15 protein-coding genes and 1 pseudogene are annotated in these 18072 nt (G+C 59.3%); 12 read left to right on the top strand and 4 right to left on the bottom strand.

Annotated features, from left to right (window positions below; translation table 11 throughout):
* Positions 1 to 384 precede the first annotated feature (384 nt).
* Positions 385 to 1482 carry an IS630 family transposase gene (locus tag GCU53_RS24915; RefSeq protein ID WP_152386009.1) on the bottom strand — a complete coding sequence of 366 codons (1098 nt, stop codon included), beginning with the start codon at positions 1480 to 1482 and terminating at the stop codon, positions 385 to 387.
* A gap of 120 nt (positions 1483 to 1602) precedes the next feature.
* On the opposite strand from GCU53_RS24915, the gene GCU53_RS24910 reads away from it, so the two are divergent.
* Positions 1603 to 2154: an IS5 family transposase gene (locus tag GCU53_RS24910; RefSeq protein WP_152390229.1), complete on the top strand. Its 552-nt coding sequence runs from the start codon at positions 1603 to 1605 to the stop codon at positions 2152 to 2154.
* On the opposite strand, the gene GCU53_RS24905 is transcribed toward GCU53_RS24910, so the two are convergent.
* Positions 2108 to 3148: an IS630 family transposase gene (locus GCU53_RS24905; protein WP_152385914.1), complete on the bottom strand. Its 1041-nt coding sequence runs from the start codon at positions 3146 to 3148 to the stop codon at positions 2108 to 2110. The two genes, GCU53_RS24910 and GCU53_RS24905, sit on opposite strands and share 47 nt — an antisense overlap.
* Positions 3149 to 3202: 54 nt before the next feature.
* On the opposite strand from GCU53_RS24905, the gene GCU53_RS24900 reads away from it, so the two are divergent.
* On the top strand, positions 3203 to 3463 hold the full coding sequence (locus tag GCU53_RS24900; protein WP_152390228.1) for a transposase: 261 nt from the start codon (positions 3203 to 3205) through the stop codon (positions 3461 to 3463).
* Positions 3464 to 3639: 176 nt separating this feature from the next.
* Here the strand turns inward: GCU53_RS24900 and GCU53_RS24895 are convergent.
* A pseudogene (locus GCU53_RS24895) lies at positions 3640 to 4610 on the bottom strand (IS5 family transposase).
* A 575-nt stretch (positions 4611 to 5185) separates the two neighbouring features.
* Between GCU53_RS24895 and GCU53_RS24890 the strand changes: the two are divergent.
* The 8 genes from GCU53_RS24890 (at position 5186) to GCU53_RS24855 (ending at position 14961) form a co-directional block, all read left to right on the top strand.
* Complete coding sequence (locus GCU53_RS24890; RefSeq protein ID WP_152390289.1) at positions 5186 to 6241, top strand: phosphotransferase family protein; 1056 nt, start codon at positions 5186 to 5188, stop codon at positions 6239 to 6241.
* Complete coding sequence (locus tag GCU53_RS24885; protein WP_152390227.1) at positions 6238 to 6633, top strand: DUF6285 domain-containing protein; 396 nt, start codon at positions 6238 to 6240, stop codon at positions 6631 to 6633. Before GCU53_RS24890 ends, GCU53_RS24885 begins: the two co-directional genes overlap by 4 nt.
* Before the next feature lie 266 nt (positions 6634 to 6899).
* Positions 6900 to 8072: an acyl-CoA dehydrogenase family protein gene (locus GCU53_RS24880; RefSeq protein WP_152390226.1), complete on the top strand. Its 1173-nt coding sequence runs from the start codon at positions 6900 to 6902 to the stop codon at positions 8070 to 8072.
* Positions 8072 to 8851: an SDR family NAD(P)-dependent oxidoreductase gene (locus GCU53_RS24875; RefSeq protein ID WP_152390225.1), complete on the top strand. Its 780-nt coding sequence runs from the start codon at positions 8072 to 8074 to the stop codon at positions 8849 to 8851. Before GCU53_RS24880 ends, GCU53_RS24875 begins: the two co-directional genes overlap by 1 nt.
* A gap of 207 nt (positions 8852 to 9058) precedes the next feature.
* Positions 9059 to 10717: an acyl-CoA synthetase gene (locus GCU53_RS24870; RefSeq protein WP_152390224.1), complete on the top strand. Its 1659-nt coding sequence runs from the start codon at positions 9059 to 9061 to the stop codon at positions 10715 to 10717.
* Positions 10718 to 10771: 54 nt separating this feature from the next.
* Positions 10772 to 11539, top strand: coding sequence for a sodium:solute symporter family transporter (locus GCU53_RS24865; protein ID WP_152390223.1), 768 nt, complete (start codon positions 10772 to 10774; stop codon positions 11537 to 11539).
* 446 nt (positions 11540 to 11985) lie between these two features.
* The gene (locus tag GCU53_RS24860) at positions 11986 to 13398 is read left to right on the top strand and encodes an MmgE/PrpD family protein (protein WP_152390222.1); all 1413 of its coding nucleotides are present in this window, start codon (positions 11986 to 11988) and stop codon (positions 13396 to 13398) included.
* 507 nt (positions 13399 to 13905) lie between these two features.
* A complete protein-coding gene (locus tag GCU53_RS24855; protein WP_152390289.1) occupies positions 13906 to 14961 on the top strand; it encodes a phosphotransferase family protein in 1056 nt (351 codons plus the stop codon).
* Positions 14962 to 15096: 135 nt separating this feature from the next.
* Here the strand turns inward: GCU53_RS24855 and GCU53_RS24850 are convergent, their stop codons facing one another.
* Positions 15097 to 15693 (bottom strand): hypothetical protein, encoded by a 597-nt coding sequence (locus tag GCU53_RS24850; RefSeq protein WP_152390221.1) that lies wholly within the window; start codon positions 15691 to 15693, stop codon positions 15097 to 15099.
* Positions 15694 to 15758: 65 nt separating this feature from the next.
* Between GCU53_RS24850 and GCU53_RS24845 the strand changes: the two genes are divergently transcribed.
* Positions 15759 to 16418 (top strand): alpha/beta hydrolase, encoded by a 660-nt coding sequence (locus tag GCU53_RS24845; protein ID WP_152390220.1) that lies wholly within the window; start codon positions 15759 to 15761, stop codon positions 16416 to 16418.
* Positions 16419 to 16436: 18 nt separating this feature from the next.
* Positions 16437 to 17642 (top strand): 3-oxoadipyl-CoA thiolase, encoded by a 1206-nt coding sequence (gene pcaF, locus GCU53_RS24840; RefSeq protein WP_152390219.1) that lies wholly within the window; start codon positions 16437 to 16439, stop codon positions 17640 to 17642.
* The last annotated feature ends 430 nt before the right edge of the window (positions 17643 to 18072 follow it).

The following is an 18072-nucleotide window of genomic DNA, read 5'->3' as shown; positions in this document are numbered from 1 at the left end:
TCGGCAAGCGAACGTCATGGTCCGGGCTGGGCACCGGGCGGTTCAAACGTTCCGTATGCCTCTGGTCGGTCATCTCTTCTCTTTGCCTGTTTTACGTAGTGCGCCAAGCAGGCTTGGCGCAGCCTGAAGGCCTATACCAACCCACCCGATCAAGGACATGACCAAGGCTAAGGTTCCGTTACCTCGAACCAGGCTTACCCCATCCCGCATGAGCAGACGCCACACCTCGCGGGAAGCGATCATTGGCAAGGTGCTCGAGCTGCTTCCAGACAGGGAAGGCAAACCCTTACGACTGGCTGACCTATGCAAGGCGACAGGCGTCAGCGAGCGAACATTGCGTTCGGCTTTCAGTGAGGCTTTTGGCATGAGACCTAGTGTGGTGAATCACAAGTTCGCTTCATTATTTCTTTGCAAGGCTCGAGCAGCCCTGCCGACAGAGGCCAGGATTTCACCTGCTCCCTTACGCCAGCGGAAGGGCCTTGGATTCTGGTTGTAGGTCGCCAGGTAATACTCGATGGACTGCTCGAGATCCTTCACGCTGGTATGGGCCTGGCGCTTTATCCACTTCTGGGTGAGCATCGAGAAAAAGCGCTCCACCAGATTCAGCCATGACGCGGACGTCGGGGTGAAATGCACGTGATAACGCGGGTGCGCGACAAGCCAGGCGCGCACCTTGTCGGTCTTGTGCACGGCATAGTTATCCATGATCAGGTGGATGGCCTTGTCGCTCTCGACCGTTTCCTCGATGGCCCTGAGAAACTCCAGGAATTCTGCGCTGCGGTGACGGCGCTTGAGACGTCCGATCACCTCGCCGGTGGCCACATCCAGGGCGGCAAACAAGGACGTCGTGCCATGGCGCTGATAATCATGGGTACGGGTCGCCGGATACCCAGGCTCCAGCGGCAGCCCCGGCTGTGTTCGATTGAGCGCCTGGATCTGGCTTTTCTCATCGACGCACAGTACCAGCGCTTTATCCGGCGGATTCAGGTAGAGCCCTACGATATCCTGCACCTTGTCGACAAAGGCAGGATCGGTGGACAGCTTGAAGGTGTGCTCCAGGTGAGGCTTGAGCCCGAAGGCTCGCCAGATACGCTGTACGCTCGCCGGTGAAATATGGGTGGCCTTGCTCATCCGGCGCGAGCTCCAATGGCTGGCATCGTCGGGCCGGGTCTGCCGCACCCGGTCGACCACTTCCTGGACCTTTTCATCACTGATGCTGCGTGGGCGGCCTGAGCGCGGCTCGTCATTGAGGCCTTGCAGGCCCAAACGGGCGAAGCGAAGGCGCCACCTCGAAACGGTTTGCGCCGTAATGCCGAGCCGTCGAGCAATGGAAGAGCCGGACTCGCCTCGAGCGCAGGACAGAATGATCTCGGCGCGCAGCTGCATATCGGCAGGCCCCTTGTGCCTGGCTCGGCGGCGGGTGAGTTCGGCATGCTCTTGTTCGGTCAGTTCGATCCGAACGGCTGGGCGGCCTGTTTTCATCGCATGCCCTCCGAAAAAACTCTGTCAGCTCCGCGGTAGACAAGTCTTATCCTGAGTAGTTGTGATTCACCACACTAGGCCCTGTTGACGTAAGCCCAGCGCTAAAATTTGGCTTTTGCCATGATCGACAGAAGCCAGCTGAGCGATAACGCTTGGGCACGGATACAAACTCTGCTGAGCACCACGAAGGGTGCCCGACTGCTGAAGGCCCCAAGCTGCCGCCGGTTCGTCGAAACGGTGTTTTGGATACTGCGCACCGGTGCCCAATGGCGGATGCTTCCCAGCCGCTTCGGAGCTTGGAACAGCGTCTTCAAGCGCTTTTCGCGCTGGTGCAGGCTCGGCATCTGGGACAAGCTCCACTCGGCACTCAGTCTTGAGGCCGACCTCCAGCATGTCTGCATCGACAGTTCCGTTATCCGTGCCCATGCCTGCGCGGCAGGAGCGGCCCATAGTTCGGCTTCCGAGGAGGCATTGGGGCGCTCACGCGGCGGCTTTGGTTGCAAGATCCATGCGCTGACCGATGCGTTGGGTCTGCCGATTCGCTTCATTTTGACGGGAGGCCAGGCGGCCGATATTACCCAGGCAGTCCCGCTCCTGGAGGGGATTATTAATCAGGCCCTTAAATTCACGCCATGGCATAGCGTGCTGCAGGATGCTGGAAATAGGCCATGACCTTGTCGGGCAAGCTGCCGAGTGTGTTCATGAAAGCCATCGCCTTGTCCAGCAGGCTGGCCTTGTCATGGCTGACCGGGCCGCTGCGCAGCGCCGTCTTGAAATCCCGATTCAGGTACTCGTCGGGATTGGACTCGGGCGCATAGGGTGGTAGGAACACCAGTTCGATCCTGTCCTGCTTGTCACTGAGCCACTCGCTGACCACCTTGGCATGGTGGACGCGCAGGTTATCGACCACCAGGAAGATCTTCTGCGGTGTCCCTTCAACGAGGCGGCTCAGGAAGTCGATGAAACGCAGCGCGTTGATACTGCCTTCGACGATCTGGAAGGCCACCTCGCCACGGGGCGAAATTGCGGAGATCATCGACAGCTTGTGCCAGCGAGTGGGCGTCGCCAGCACTGGCGTCTGGCCCCTGGGGGCGTAGCCGCGTATCCAGTTCGCATCCTCCTTGACTGCGGTTTCGTCCCCCCAGTGAATCACCGCTCCTTCGGCAGCGGCGCGCGCCTTGACCTGGGGGTAGGTCTGCTTCAGCCAGCGCTCGATGTCCTCCGGCCGCTGCTCCTGCGCCCGCTTCACGGGACGCTGAGGCGTAAACCCCCAGCGCTTGAGATACTTGCCGATCAACCGGTCCTGCAGCTCGATCCCGAGGCGTTCCCTGGCCAGCGCCTTGATGGCCGGGCGCGTCCACAGGGCAAACGGCAACTGCAGCTGCTGCGGGGGTTGCTCGACGATTTGCTCGCGCAGCCACTGCTCGTCGGCCGGCGTCAGCTTGCGGCAGGCGCCCGCCGGGCGCCCCCGACGCTTTTCCTCCAGGGCTTGCGCGCCCTCGCGGTTGGCACGGGTCAGCCAAGTCTTGATGGTGGTCGGATGCACACCGGTGACCGAGGCCAACTCCTCGACTTTCATGTTGGACTGCTGGCGCAGGCGAATCACTATCTGGCGAAGCAGCTTGCGACTCTCTGCGGTCAGTTTGCGGGCGTCGATCTTTTCCATGCCTGAAGTCTAACTAGACGTCTATTTAAGGGCCACCTTAATAGTACGTCGGCGCTGCTGGCCGACAAGGGCTATGACGCCAACCAGCTTCTGGCATGGCTGGAGGCGCGTCAGATTCAGGCGGTGATTCTGCCCCGGAGTCACCGGCTTGAGCAGCGCTCCTGCGACTGGCATCTCTATAAGGAACGCCACCTCATCGAGTGCCTGTTCGGCAAGTTGAAGCACTACCGACGGATCGCTACGCGGTATGAGAAGAAGGCCAGCCATTTCCAGTCCATGCTGACCTTCGCTGCTGCTCTGCTGTGGTTACGCTGATACGTCAACAGGGCCTAGTGTCCCACTAGAGATGGTCTGAAGTAGTCATGTATTTCTGGCTGACTTCAGCCCCCGCCGACTTTGAAAGCGAAGAATCGATCAAAAACGATCAGATCACCCGCTCGTTTCTGCGTTTTTTAGCCACCGCGAGCACGTCGCAGCGACCGTTTCCCGCATTACAGGCGTACCTCTCCTGCATTCGCCAGTAAATGTCGGCGCGCCATCCACAGGTTCGACAGCGCGAAAAGCGTCACCAACTGCGCGGTGTTCTTCGCCAGGCCCCGGAAGCGTACCTTCACGTAACCGAACTGGCGCTTGACCACCCGGAACGGATGCTCGACCTTCGCTCGTACCTGTGCCTTGGCTCTCTCGATCTTGCGGATCTGCTTGTAGAGCACGCTGCGCTTGTTATGTTTCTTGTAGGTACTGCGCCGAGCCGCGATCTGCCAGATGACCTGACGAGCTTCATGCTCGGGGCGCTTTTCAACCCCGGTATAACCGGCATCGGCACAGACCACGTTTTCCTCGCCATGCAGCAGTTTGCCGACCTGGGTGATGTCCGCGACATTGGCCGCAGTGACCACCACGCTGTGCACCAGGCCCGATTCATCGTCGGCGCCAATGTGCGCTTTGGCGCCGAAGTAGTACTGGTTGCCCTTCTTCGTCTGGTGCATCTCGGGATCGCGCTTGCCGTCCTGGTTCTTGGTCGAGCTCGGCGCATGGATCAGCGTGGCATCGACGATGGTGCCCTGGCGCAACGACAGGCCTCGATCGCCCAGGTAACCATTGATCACCGCCAGAATCCCTGCCGCCAACTCATGCTTCTCCAGCAGGCGACGGAAGTTGAGGAGGGTGGTTTCGTCCGGGATACGCTCCAGGCTCAGCCCAGCAAATTGGTGCAGGATCGTGGTCTCGTACAGCGCCTCCTCCATCGCCGGATCGCTGTAGCCGAACCAGTTCTGCATCAGGTGCACGCGCAGCATCGCCATCAACGGATAGGCCGGACGGCCGCTTCACCCTTCGGATAATGCGGCTCGATCAGGGCAATCAGGCCCTTCCACGGCACCACCTGATCCATCTCGATCAGGAACAACTCCTTGCGGGTCTGCTTGCGCTTGCCGGCGTACTCGGCATCGGCAAAGGTCATCTACTTCATCGACAAACTCGGGCAACGGGATCGGCGTATTTCATCAGATTCAGAAAGTCTTCTTCAGGGTTTCCCTAGCGAAAAACACTGGCAGCAGCATTACCGCTATGATCGTGGGCAAGGAAGCCAGGCACGGACAAGAATGGTCACTATCTCACGTTGCGTGAAACTCCCGCCACAGCTCCTTGCCGGCCTTGAACAGGGCGAAGGGTCCTCTCTCGACACGATCTGGGATGCATGTTATCACTTGATCCCCCAAGCCTGCTTGGCCTTGTGACGAGCCGCACGCTTGGATACTTTGCTGCGTCCGAAGCTCCTGGCCGCCAGCCGATGCTCGTCGGTGACTTGCTCTACCAGATCACCGGCAAGTTCATCCGCCAGCCCGGTAGCGTTGCTGCTCGAAACCAGCGTTCCTGGCTCGAAACATCAACAGCCCTTAGCGCTTTTTCAACGCTGCACTGCCCCTTGACAGAATTTCTGGCTCGACAGCCCGAAAGTTCGTCTAGTACTCTAATAACGCTGCAACGGCAGGAAGCCGAGTCTTTCCAGAAAGAATGCAGGCAGGGATGTCTCTCATGAGCAATTTGAACAATACGGTCGTCGTCGAAGAAAGCGTGCTGGCGACGGCCGCCCTAGAAAGCTTCATCTGCGCCAGCGCCTTGGCGAGGCGAGCCTCCATCGAGACCCAGCGGCGCCTTTCCGGCGGCGCCATTCAGGAAAACTGGCTGCTCGAGGTCCATCTGGACGGCGGACCGTTCGAGGGGCGCCATCGCTGGGTGCTGCGGACCGACTCTCCTTCGGTGGTGCAGGCTAGCCTGAGCCGGTCGCAGGAATTCAATGTCCTCTCGCTGGTCCACCAGGCGGGCGTCAAGGTACCGCGGCCGCTGTGGCTCTGCGAGGACCTTGGCGTAACCGGCCGGGTTTTTTTCCTGATGGAAATGCTCCCCGGGATTGCTGCGGGCCATGTATTGACCGGCGCCGCCAGCGGCGCTGAGGGCAATCGCCGGCTGGCCCATGCTCTGGGCACTAACTTGGCGCGCCTGCATCGTATCCAGCCGCCGCGCCTGGAGCTGGGCGGCTTTCTGCCCATGCCGGACGGCTCGCCAGCCCTGGCCACCATCCAGTCCTATCGCAGCTTTCTCGACACCTTGCCGCAGGCTTTGCCAGTGCTGGAGTGGGGGCTGCGCTGGTGCGAGCGCCACGCGCCTGAACCCATGGCCCTCTGTCTGATTCATCGCGATTACCGAACCGGCAATTATCTGGTCCATGACGGCGAGCTGAGCGGCATTCTCGACTGGGAGTTCACCGGCTGGGGCGATCCGCGAGAAGACATCGGCTGGTTCACTGCCCGCTGTTGGCGTTTCGCCAGGCCCGATCTGCAAGCCGGCGGAATCGGCCGCCTCGAAGATTTCCTGGGTGGCTATGAACAGGAGTCGGGCCGACGCCTGGAAGCCGTGGAGCTGACGTATTGGCAGGTGATGGCCTACCTGCGCTGGGCGGTCATCGCCCTGCAGCAGGCGCAGCGGCACCTGTCCGGCGAGCAGGCTTCGCTGGAGCTGGCTCTGACCGGCCGGCTGATTCCGGAACTGGAACACGACCTCCTCCGACTGACTCAAGGATTGCATGTATGAATGGCCGACTCGATGCCAGCGAGCTGTTGAAAATCGCGCGCGAAACCCTGCTGCAAGCGCTTCTGCCGAGCCTCCCCAAAGAATTGCGTTATGAAACCTTCATGGTCGCCAACGCCATGGCTATTGCCCAGCGGGAATACGAGCAGGGGGCCGCGGCCGAGCGTCAGGAACTCCTCGAACTGCGGGCCCTGGGCGACCAACAGGCTCCTGTCTCAGCCGAATCGACGGATGCGGCGCTGGAAAGCGCTCGCCGACAGCTTGCCGAGGCCATCCGCGCAGGGCACTACGATGCTGCAGACGCTCGGCAGGAGGCGCTGCTCAGCGTGCTCGAACGAATCACCAGGGCCAAGCTTTCGATCAGCAATCCGAAGGTGCTCGGCAATGCGCTCTAGTCCTCGAAGCCGGCCCGCCCGCCAGCGCGGCACCGGCAATCCGCGCAGCTTTCTGCGATCGGCTGACGGGGTAAAACAGGTGGAGCGACTGGCCGAAGCGCTGTCTTCGGTCCCGTTCAATCGGGCGGTCTGTTCGGACTATCCCTGGGCCAGACAAACAAACGGTCATGGAGCATAGCTACGCGGCTTACACCCGTCCCGACGGCGTGGCGGGTTGAGCGGAGCTTTTTCAATCGACAACGGCCGCGTGCCGGGAAGAGACAACTATGGATTTCACCCTTACAGACGAATTGCTCGCCCTGCAGGAGAAAACCCGCCGCTTCATCGCAAGCGAGGTCATTCCGATGGAAGCCGATGCCCGGCAGACATCCCACGGTCCTGCTGAAGCGTTGCGTCGGGAACTGATCGAGAAGGCCCGTGACGCCGGCCTGTTATGCCCGCATGCAAGCAGGGAAATGGGCGGGCAGGGGCTGAGCCATGTGGCCAAGGCTATCGTCTTCGAGGAAGCCGGCTACTCGCCGCTGGGCCCGGTGGCGATGAATATCCACGCCCCTGACGAGGGCAATATCCACCTGATGGATGTGGTCGCGACCGAAGCGCAGAAAGACCGCTGGCTGCGGCCGCTGGTGCAGGGGCTCAGTCGTTCCTGCTTTGCCATGACCGAGCCGGCACCGGGCTCTGGCTCCGATCCATCGATGCTCAACACCACTGCGGTCAGGGACGGCGACGACTATCTCATCAACGGCCTCAAATGGCTGATCACCGGTGCAGACGGGGCAAGTTTCGTGATCATCATGGCGCGTATGGACGATGGCAGTGCGACCATGTTCCTCTCCGACATGCAACGCCCCGGCATCATCCAAGAGCGGCAACTGCACTCCCTTGACAGCTGCTTCACCGGCGGCCACTCGGTATTGCGCTTCGACAACCTGCGGGTGCCGGCCAGCGATGTGCTGGGCGAGATCGGCAAGGGCTTCCGCTATGCCCAGGTGCGCTTGGCACCGGCGCGGCTGACCCACTGCATGCGCTGGCTGGGCGCGGCGCGGCGCGCACACGATATCGCCTGTGACTACGCGCGCACCCGCGATTCATTCGGCAAGCCGCTGGGCGAGCACCAGGGCGTCGGCTTTATGCTGGCCGACAACCAGATGGACCTGCACATCACCCGCCTGGCCATCTGGCACTGCGCCTGGGTCCTCGACCAAGGGCTGCGCGCCAACAGCGATTCGAGCATAGCCAAGGTGATCAGCGCCGAATCGCTGTGGCGAGTGGTAGACCGCTGCGTGCAGATTCTCGGCGGCCGTGGCGTGACCGGCGAAACCGTGGTCGAGCGGATCTTCCGCGACATCCGCCCGTTCCGCATATACGACGGCCCAAGCGAAGTGCATCGCATGAGCCTAGCGAAGAAAATTCTCGACCGCCATATGGGAGCTGTCTGATGCAGCCGTCGATTGCCAAGCTCTTCGATCTCAGCGGTCGCTGTGCGCTAGTGACTGGTGCTTCCAGCGGACTCGGTCGGCATTTCGCCCAGACGCTGGCGGCCGCCGGTGCAGAAGTGGCGGTGGCGGCGCGGCGCGTCGATCAGCTGCAGTCGCTGGTCGCCGAGATCGAGGCCGACGGCGGACGGGCGCGAGCCTTCGCTCTCGATGTGACGCGACGGTCTGAGGTAAATGCCTGCCTGGCGTCAGTCCGCGAAGAGCTGGGTCCGCTGAACATCCTGGTGAACAACGCCGGCATCAGCGACACCAAGAACGCCCTTGCCTATCAGGACGAAGACTGGGACGCGATCCTCGATACCAATCTCAAGGGCGCCTGGATCGTTGCCCAGGAGGCGGCGCGGCAGATGGTCGCCGAGCAGCGCGGCGGCAGCCTGATCAATATCACCTCAATCCTCGCCAGCCGGGTCGCCGGCGCCGTCGGACCTTATTCGGTGGCCAAGGCCGGGCTGAGCCAGCTCACCCGCTCCATGGCATTGGAACTGGCCCGCCACGGCATTCGTGTCAACTCGATCGCTCCCGGTTACGTGATGACCGAACTGAACACCGACTTCTTACGCAGCGAGGCGGGAGAAAAGCTGCGCTCACGTATCCCGAGCCGACGTTTCTGCGAGCGCAGCGACCTCGACGGCGCCTTGCTGCTCCTTGCTTCCGATGCCGGAAAGGCTATGACAGGTTCCGAAATAGTCGTGGATAGAGGGCATCTTTGCAGCGGCTTGTAAGCCCATATCGCTGCTGTTGCTAAATGTGCGGAGCAGGCTATGCCAGCTCCAGACAAGAACAAACCGCCTGAACGGCCAGGAGCATTGCATGTATAAACCTCAGATTGCCTTGCCCGTGCTTGATGCCGGCCAGCGTGCCTGCAGCCTGGCGCTCACTCAAGCCACCGTGCAGCCGGTGGCTTGCGCTGCTGCAGGAGAGCTAAGCGCATGATCCCCTCGATCCTCGATGCTGACCTTCCGCGCAATGCTGCCAATTACGTGCCGCTGTCGCCGGTTTCCTTTCTCAAGCGGGCGGCGCACATCTATCCCGAGAGCACCGCGGTGATTCATGGCGAACGCCGTTACAGCTACCGCCAACTGTACGATCGTTGCCGTCGGCTGGCCAGTGCCTTGGTCCAGGCCGGGGTGAAGGTCGGCGATCGGGTGGCCGTGCTGGCCCCCAACGTTCCGGAGATGCTCGAGGCGCATTACGGCATCCCTGGCGCCGGTGCGGTACTAGTCAGCATTAATATCCGTCTGGAACCGCAGAGCATCGCCTTCATTCTCCAGCACTCAGAAGCCAAGGTGCTGATCTGCGACCGCGAATACAGCGATACGGTGGAGCAAGCCTTGGCCGGATTGCAAACGCGTCCGTTGGTGATCGATGTCGACGACTCCCTGGCGGCAGGCGGCAGGCTGATCGGTGAACTGGATTACGAGGCTTTCCTAGTCCAAGGCGATCCGGCACGGCCGCTCTCGCTGCCTGAGGACGAGTGGCAGTCGATCGCCCTGAACTACACCTCGGGTACCACCGGAGACCCCAGAGGCGTGGTGCTGCATCACCGCGGCGCCTACCTCAATGCCTGCGCGGGTGCACTAGCCTTTCAGTTGGGTCCGCGTAGCGTCTATCTGTGGACTTTGCCGATGTTTCATTGCAACGGTTGGAGTCACACCTGGGCGGTGACCCTGTCCGGCGGCACCCATGTCTGCCTTCGCAAGGTCCAGGCCGGGCCGATCTACGCGGCGATTGCCGAGCATGGCGTCACCCACATGAGCGCGGCACCGGTGGTGCTGTCCATGCTGATCCACGCCCCGGAAGAGTTCGCACGCCGCTTCGACCAGCCGGTTGCGTTGATCACCGGTGGCGCAGCCCCGCCCAGCGCGGTAATCGCGGCCATGGAGGCACGTGGATTCTGTATCACTCACGCCTACGGTATGACCGAAAGCTACGGCCCCAGCACCCTCTGCTTCTGGCAACCGGGCATGGACGAACTACCGCTGGCCGAACGCGCAGTGTTCATGGCTCGCCAGGGTGTTGCCCACCCGATGCTCGACGAGGCCACAGTGCTCGACCTCGACAGCCTGGAGCCGGTGCCCGCCGATGGATGCACCCTGGGCGAACTGGTGGTGCGCGGCAACACCGTGATGAAGGGCTACTTGAATAGTCCCGAGGCGACCCAGGCGGCCTTTGCTGGCGGCTGGCTGCATACCGGCGACCTAGCAGTGCTGCATCCGGATGGCTATGTAGAAATCAAGGACCGCTCGAAGGACATCATTATTTCCGGCGGCGAAAACATCAGCTCGCTGGAAATCGAGGAGGTGCTCTACCAGCATCCCTGCGTCGTCGAGGCGGCAGTGGTAGCCTGTCCGGACGAGCATTGGGGCGAAACCCCATACGCTTTCGTCACCCTGCGCGCCGATGCGATCGAGACGGTACAAGCCGAGGATCTGATCGTCTGGTGTCGTTCGCGGCTGGCGCATTTCAAAGCCCCGCGGCAGGTCTCGCTGGTCGAGCTGCCGAAGACTGCCACCGGCAAAATCCAGAAATTCATACTTCGAGAATGGGCGAAAGCTGCCAGGGAGACTCCCGCTGAAACCGAGCATTAATTTTGGCATGCGTTCCAATAATAATTTTCAGCAAGTATTTTTCGAGAGATTTCCATGTCGAATCCCTTGTATGCACGTATCCGTCGTCATTCCCGTTTCACTGAACTGGTGACCAAGCGCAACCGACTCACGGTCCGCCTGTTCGTGGCCATCCTGGTGGTCTTCTATGGCTACATGGGGCTGGTGACTTTATGGCCGGAGCTGATCGGCCGCCGCCTTTCTGAAACCTCCAACCTCACCTTTGGCGTCGTGGCAGGAATGTTCCTTTTCGTCTTCTTTTGCCTGCTGGCGGGCCTTTATGTCTACCGGGCAAATGGCGAGTTCGACAGAATCGCGCGGGTCATCAAGAAGGGCACGGCGAGCGAAGGGCAGGAACTGCGCGTCACCAAATTTGCCACTCTGGGCCTGGGAGTAATCGCCATCGGACTGGGCATCGTTTTCGAAAACACCAACGTCTCCTTCATGGTCGCCCTGGCATTCGGCATTGCCGCATCGGCTAATTTCCCGGTGTTGTTCCTATCCATGTTCTGGCGCGGGTTGACTACACGCGGGGCGCTGGCAGGCGGTTATCTGGGACTGGTCAGCGCGATTGCCTTCGTGGTGCTGTCGAAGTCGGTGTGGGTGGACGTGTTCGGTTTCGCTGAAGCCGTCTTCCCTTATACCCAGCCAGCACTGTTCTCGATGCCGCTGGCCTTCCTCAGCGCGATTGTGGTTTCCCGGCTGGATGATTCCGTCAGGGCTAAGGCCGAGCAGGCGGCTTTTGATGACCAGTATATCCGCGGACAGACTGGCATCGGCGCCTCGGTAGCTGCCGCTCATTGACTTGGATATTTGCAACTACCGCAGCCTGGGACGTTACCCACTCCGGCTAATTTGGGCCGCCGCCTCATGGTCACAAAACAGCACCTCAAGCTGGGCCGCAAAGCCCTCAATGACCTTCAGGATCTTTGTGGGACGGCTGGCTTCCCGACCCGTCCGCACCTCTTGGGCTTGTTTCTGAAGGTGAATGACACCGGCAGTTGAAATGAAATGATAGCAACTTCTCAAGGCAAACGCGTGGACGGTTTTTCTTGCCTTTCTACCTTTGGAAATGGCCTCGTTCGGCAAGCCTATTGCGCACTTGGGATACTTTCGAGGCGAATTTGCAACAATGTGTAGTTCATTATGATCACTTGCTTTGCGGCGAAGTCGGCACCGATATCACTGGCAGCACTGCTGCCGGTCGACGGCGGCTGGCTGGCCAGTCGATCACCATCAGGAGAGTTAAAATGTCCCATCAAGGAAGTAACGTAACAGCCTTTTCCGAGCAACTCGCCCGCTGGGCGCAAGGGGTGCAATTCGATGATCTGCCTGCCGAGGTGGTGCGCGATAGCAAGTACCGCGTACTGGATGTGATCGGCCTGACCCTGGCCGGACATGGCACGCCGTTCGGCCGGTCGGTGCGCCAGGCGATCTCCGCGCTGTATCCTCAGGGCGAAGCGCATTTCTTCGGCTGCGGCACCGCCAGCTCCGTCAGCGGCGCCGCCTTCGTCAACGGCGCGCTGGCCGAGGCGCTGGAATTCGACGAAACCCACAACCGCTCCCTTGTGCATATGAGCAGTCCGGCTGTGGCCGCCGCCCTGGCCATCGCCGAGTCGCGCACCGTCAGCGGCCGCGACCTGATCACTGCCCTTGCCATCGGCAACGAGATCTCCTGCCGCATCGGCAGCATCTCGCCGCAGCAGTTCCACAAGCGCGGCTTTCACCCCACCGCCCTGTTCGCCCCTTTCGGCGCCACCTATCTGGCCGGCAAGCTGTATGGGCTGGATGTGCAGCAACTGCGCAACGCCGCCGGCATCTGCGGCAGCTTTGCCTCCGGCCTGCTGGCATGCTGGGTCGACGGCACCCAGACCAAGTTCCTGCACCCAGGCTGGGCTGCCCAATCGGGCATCCACGCCGCGATGCTGGCCGGCTGTGGTACCACGGGGCCGGCGCAAGTGATCGAGGGCCGCTTCGGCCTGATGGAATCGCACCTGCAATCGGCCGAGGCGCCGAAAAACTACGAGCAGCTTGTGGCGGCGCTCGGCGAGCATTGGGAAAGCCAGAGTTCCTCGTTCAAGCCGTATCCAGTGGCCCACGTAATCCATCCCTACATTGACGCCATTCTGCGCCTGCGCCAGGAGCACGGCATCGAAGCGGATCAGGTGGAATTCATCGAATGCCCCATCGCGCCCTATCAGGTGGGCGTCTTCTGCGAACCTCTGGATGAAAAGCACTTTCCGCGCTCGGATTCCCACGGCCGCGTCAGCCTTCAATTCACCCTGGCCGAAGCCTTGGTGAAAGGCCGCATCGATCGTCACTCCTACGCGCCGGAAACCCTGGCCGATCCCTTCGTCCAGGCCATCGCCCAGCGCGTGCGCTACCTGCCCGACCCCAGCTATCCGGGCCCGGAGCGGTTCCAGGCGGAAGTCCGCATCCTCCTGCGTGATGGGCGCCTGGTAAGCACCATCGAGGAGCACAACCGCGGCTCGAAGCAGAACCCCATGAGCGAAGCAGAGATCCTCGGCAAGTTCCACGACAACGCCTCGGACCTGCTGAACCCGTCCCAGCGCGATGCACTGATCGCCGCGGTGATGGAAATGGACACCCATAACGACGCCGGCCAGTTGGTCGGCCTGACCGTAGGGGGAGTGCACTCATGACGCCTCTGATGGGAGGGGTGCGCTGATCAGGGGCTGTTGGCTACCGCTTACATGGATTTGGGCGCTTGCCCACTGACCGCTTGCTGGGAAAGCCCTTTCCTTTATTACGCCTGTGTCGACAGATCGGCACAGGCGTAATACCAAGGGATCTCGCAGAGTGCGACTCCTCAGGACGATGGCCCACGAGAAGACGTAGAAATTACGAAAAACGGCGAGATTCACCCTCTCGCCGCTTTAATTCTGCCTAAAGCCCATCTTCTGGTAGCCCCGGCGCTGTGTGCAGGGCTGGCTCAGTCCATGCTTTCGGCGAACCGCTCGGCTAGGCACTCGTGCGACGATGAAGTTGCAAGATTAGCCTGTCATGGTCATCAGTCGCACTTCATTGCTGCACTGCCCCTTGACAGAATTTCTGGCTCGACAGCCCGAAAGTTCGTCTAGTACTCTAATAACGCTGCAACGGCAGGAAGCCGAGTCTTTCCAGAAAGAATGCAGGCAGGGATGTCTCTCATGAGCAATTTGAACAATACGGTCGTCGTCGAAGAAAGCGTGCTGGCGACGGCCGCCCTAGAAAGCTTCATCTGCGCCAGCGCCTTGGCGAGGCGAGCCTCCATCGAGACCCAGCGGCGCCTTTCCGGCGGCGCCATTCAGGAAAACTGGCTGCTCGAGGTCCATCTGGACGGCGGACCGTTCGAGGGGCGCCATCGCTGGGTGCTGCGGACCGACTCTCCTTCGGTGGTGCAGGCTAGCCTGAGCCGGTCGCAGGAATTCAATGTCCTCTCGCTGGTCCACCAGGCGGGCGTCAAGGTACCGCGGCCGCTGTGGCTCTGCGAGGACCTTGGCGTAACCGGCCGGGTTTTTTTCCTGATGGAAATGCTCCCCGGGATTGCTGCGGGCCATGTATTGACCGGCGCCGCCAGCGGCGCTGAGGGCAATCGCCGGCTGGCCCATGCTCTGGGCACTAACTTGGCGCGCCTGCATCGTATCCAGCCGCCGCGCCTGGAGCTGGGCGGCTTTCTGCCCATGCCGGACGGCTCGCCAGCCCTGGCCACCATCCAGTCCTATCGCAGCTTTCTCGACACCTTGCCGCAGGCTTTGCCAGTGCTGGAGTGGGGGCTGCGCTGGTGCGAGCGCCACGCGCCTGAACCCATGGCCCTCTGTCTGATTCATCGCGATTACCGAACCGGCAATTATCTGGTCCATGACGGCGAGCTGAGCGGCATTCTCGACTGGGAGTTCACCGGCTGGGGCGATCCGCGAGAAGACATCGGCTGGTTCACTGCCCGCTGTTGGCGTTTCGCCAGGCCCGATCTGCAAGCCGGCGGAATCGGCCGCCTCGAAGATTTCCTGGGTGGCTATGAACAGGAGTCGGGCCGACGCCTGGAAGCCGTGGAGCTGACGTATTGGCAGGTGATGGCCTACCTGCGCTGGGCGGTCATCGCCCTGCAGCAGGCGCAGCGGCACCTGTCCGGCGAGCAGGCTTCGCTGGAGCTGGCTCTGACCGGCCGGCTGATTCCGGAACTGGAACACGACCTCCTCCGACTGACTCAAGGATTGCATGTATGAATGGCCGACTCGATGCCAGCGAGCTGTTGAAAATCGCGCGCGAAACCCTGCTGCAAGCGCTTCTGCCGAGCCTCCCCAAAGAATTGCGTTATGAAACCTTCATGGTCGCCTTGGCATTCGGCATCGCCGCGTCGGCTAGTTACCCGCCCCAGAGATACTTTGGGTCGTCTCCTCATGGTCACAGAACAGCACCTCAAGCTGGACCGCAAAGCCCTCAATGACCTTCAGGATCTTTGTGGGACGACTGGCTTCCCGACCCGTCCGCACCTCTTGGGCTTGTTTCTGAAGGTGAATGACCTTGGCAGTTGAAATGAAATGACAGCAACTTCCCAAGGCAAACGCGTGGACGGTTTTTCTTGCCTTTCTACCTTTGGAACTGGCCTCGTTCGGCAAACCTATTGCGCACTTGGGATACTTTCGAGACGAACATTGCAACAATGTGTAGTTCATTATGATCACTTGCTTTGCGGCGAAGTCGGCACCGATATCACTGGCAGCACTGCTGCCGGTCGACGGCGGCTGGCTGGCCAGTCGATCACCATCAGGAGAGTTAAAATGTCCCATCAAGGAAGTAACGTAACAGCCTTTTCCGAGCAGCTCGCCCGCTGGGCGCAAGGGGTGCAATTCAATAATCTGCCTGCCGAGGCGCTGGAATTCGACGAAACCCACAACCGCTCCCTTGTGCATATGAGCAGTCCGGCCGCAGCCGCCACCTTGGTCATTGTAAGTCATTATGCTCGACAAGTTGCATAATGACTTCAGGGCTCTCTGTGAAATACTTCTTAAGGAGATAGGCTATGAATTTTGTAGAAAAACATTTTGCTGATAAAGATTATCCTGTCAAACATTACGGAGCTGAATTAACCAAAAGCAGCAAAGTGGTTATTTTACTGCATGGTCGCAGGCAATCAAATGAAGATATTTACCAGCTCGGAAAGCGACTGAATCTGGAAGACATTTCTTATTTGCTGCCTTCAGCGCCTGGTAAAACATGGTATCCCCACGGGTTTCTTCGTGAAATAGAAGAAAATCAACCCTTTCTCGATAATGCTCTGTCCCATATTAACCACTTAATTGATTATCTGATTGATTTTGGTGTCAATGCCAAAAATATCTGGCTGATGGGATTTTCGCAGGGTGCCTGTATTGCCAGTCAATATTTCTATCAATTTCGTCGGCGGCTTGGAGGTGCCATCTTGTTTACCGGTGGGCTTTTCGGGCCGGAAATTACTAATGACACTCCATCCAGCCATTGTTTGCAAGACATGCCAGTTTTGCTCACTGGGAGTGATACCGACAGTTGGGTGCCCGAAAGCCGAGTAAGACAGACGGCACGTCATTTTGAGCGCCTTGGCGCTCAGGTAACAGAAGAAATTTTTGTGCAAAGAGAGCATTTGGTTTTCGATCGTGAGATCGAGCTTGCCAGAGCACTACTTTCTTCCTCTCTTGTAGTCTGACCTAAAACGGTAACATTTATGATTGATGCATTTATCTGCGACTATATTCGTACACCCATCGGAAAGTTTGCTGGCGCTCTTGCTTCGGTTCGTGCTGATGATCTGGCTGCTTTACCACTGCGCGCGCTGAAAAGCCGTACCCCTAATCTTGATTGGCTGTCGCTGGACGATGTAATTTTAGGTTGCGCAAATCAGGCGGGAGAAGATAATCGCAATGTCGCAAGGATGAGTCTGTTACTAGCAGGCTTTGACACCCGCACGCCCGGCACTACAATCAACCGTCTATGTGCATCAGGCATGGACGCGTTAGCTATGTCGGCCCGCTACTTGAAATCCCAGGAAGCGGATTTGCTGATCGCTGGCGGTATCGAATCTATGTCGCGCGCACCGTTGGTCTTACCTAAAGCTGAAATCGCCTTTTCCCGTCAGGCGGAAATTTACGATACAACCATTGGCTGGCGCTTCATTAACGCAAGAATGCAGGAAGTATACGGTACCGATTCAATGCCGGAAACCGCAGAAAATGTGGCATTACAGTTTGGAATTGGCCGTGATGAGCAGGATTTATTTGCACTGCGTAGCCAAGAGAAATATGCGCATGCTTCCGAGATGAAGGTTTTTACGGAGGAAATTGTGCCGGTTGAAATTACGCTCAAGCATAAAGGCACCGTCATTGTAGATCAGGATGAGCACCCGCGCGCCACCACCTTTGAAAGCTTGCAGCGTCTGTCAACGCCGTTCCGCAAGGAAAACGGTAGTGTCACTGCCGGAAATTCCTCCGGCGTCAACGATGGTGCCGCGGCATTATTACTGGCTTCGGCGAAGGGTGTGCAGCAGCATGGCTTACAGCCGCGAGCTCGTATCGTTGCCTGTGCCTGCGCAGGGGTTGAACCTCGGATCATGGGGATTGGACCGGTACCTGCGGTTGAAAAAGTATTAAAGCTAGCTGGATTGACGCTTGATCAGATGGATGTTCTGGAGATCAATGAAGCCTTCGCTGCCCAAGCACTAGCAGTGATGAAAAAATTGAAGTTGGATATCGATGATAGCCGTATCAACCCTAACGGTGGCGCCATTGCTTTAGGGCACCCTCTGGGAATGAGTGGCGCCCGTCTAGTGGGGACCGCCATTAATCAACTGCATCGCAGTCAGGGAAGATACGCGCTCTGCACCATGTGCGTCGGTGTAGGCCAAGGCATCGCCATGATTATTGAGCGTTGTTGATTGACAATTTTGTCTGCTGATGCAGGCTTGTCCCGCTGGGACTTCTCCAGCGGGACATACTATACAGCCCGATGCCAATGAAACCGCCTTCAATAATTTCATGCCATGCCGGAACCTATCCGGTAAATATAAAGGTGCTGCTCGCAGCAAATAATGAACACAGGAATAAAAAACCACTGGTATTAATCCGGCAATACAATAGGGCACTTTCTGTATTTTGGTTTCTCCTTGAAAATCAAGGATATATGCCGATACTGGTATGAGCCTTATTTGTGCTTTCGTATTGCCGGATTAATAGTGTTTTGCTGGCCGGAATATTTGTGATTTCGGCACTCGCTTCTCTTCGCCTGATGCAGACTAAAGAATTCATTCTATGGATTGGAGTCCTAGCACCGGCGGCAGCGTCATATCTACTGCTGGAGATAAATGA

Origin of the sequence: Azotobacter salinestris, from assembly GCF_009363155.1 — a bacterium.
Classification (GTDB): Bacteria; Pseudomonadota; Gammaproteobacteria; order Pseudomonadales; family Pseudomonadaceae; genus Azotobacter; species Azotobacter salinestris.
This window is presented reverse-complemented; position numbering and strand designations above follow the sequence as displayed.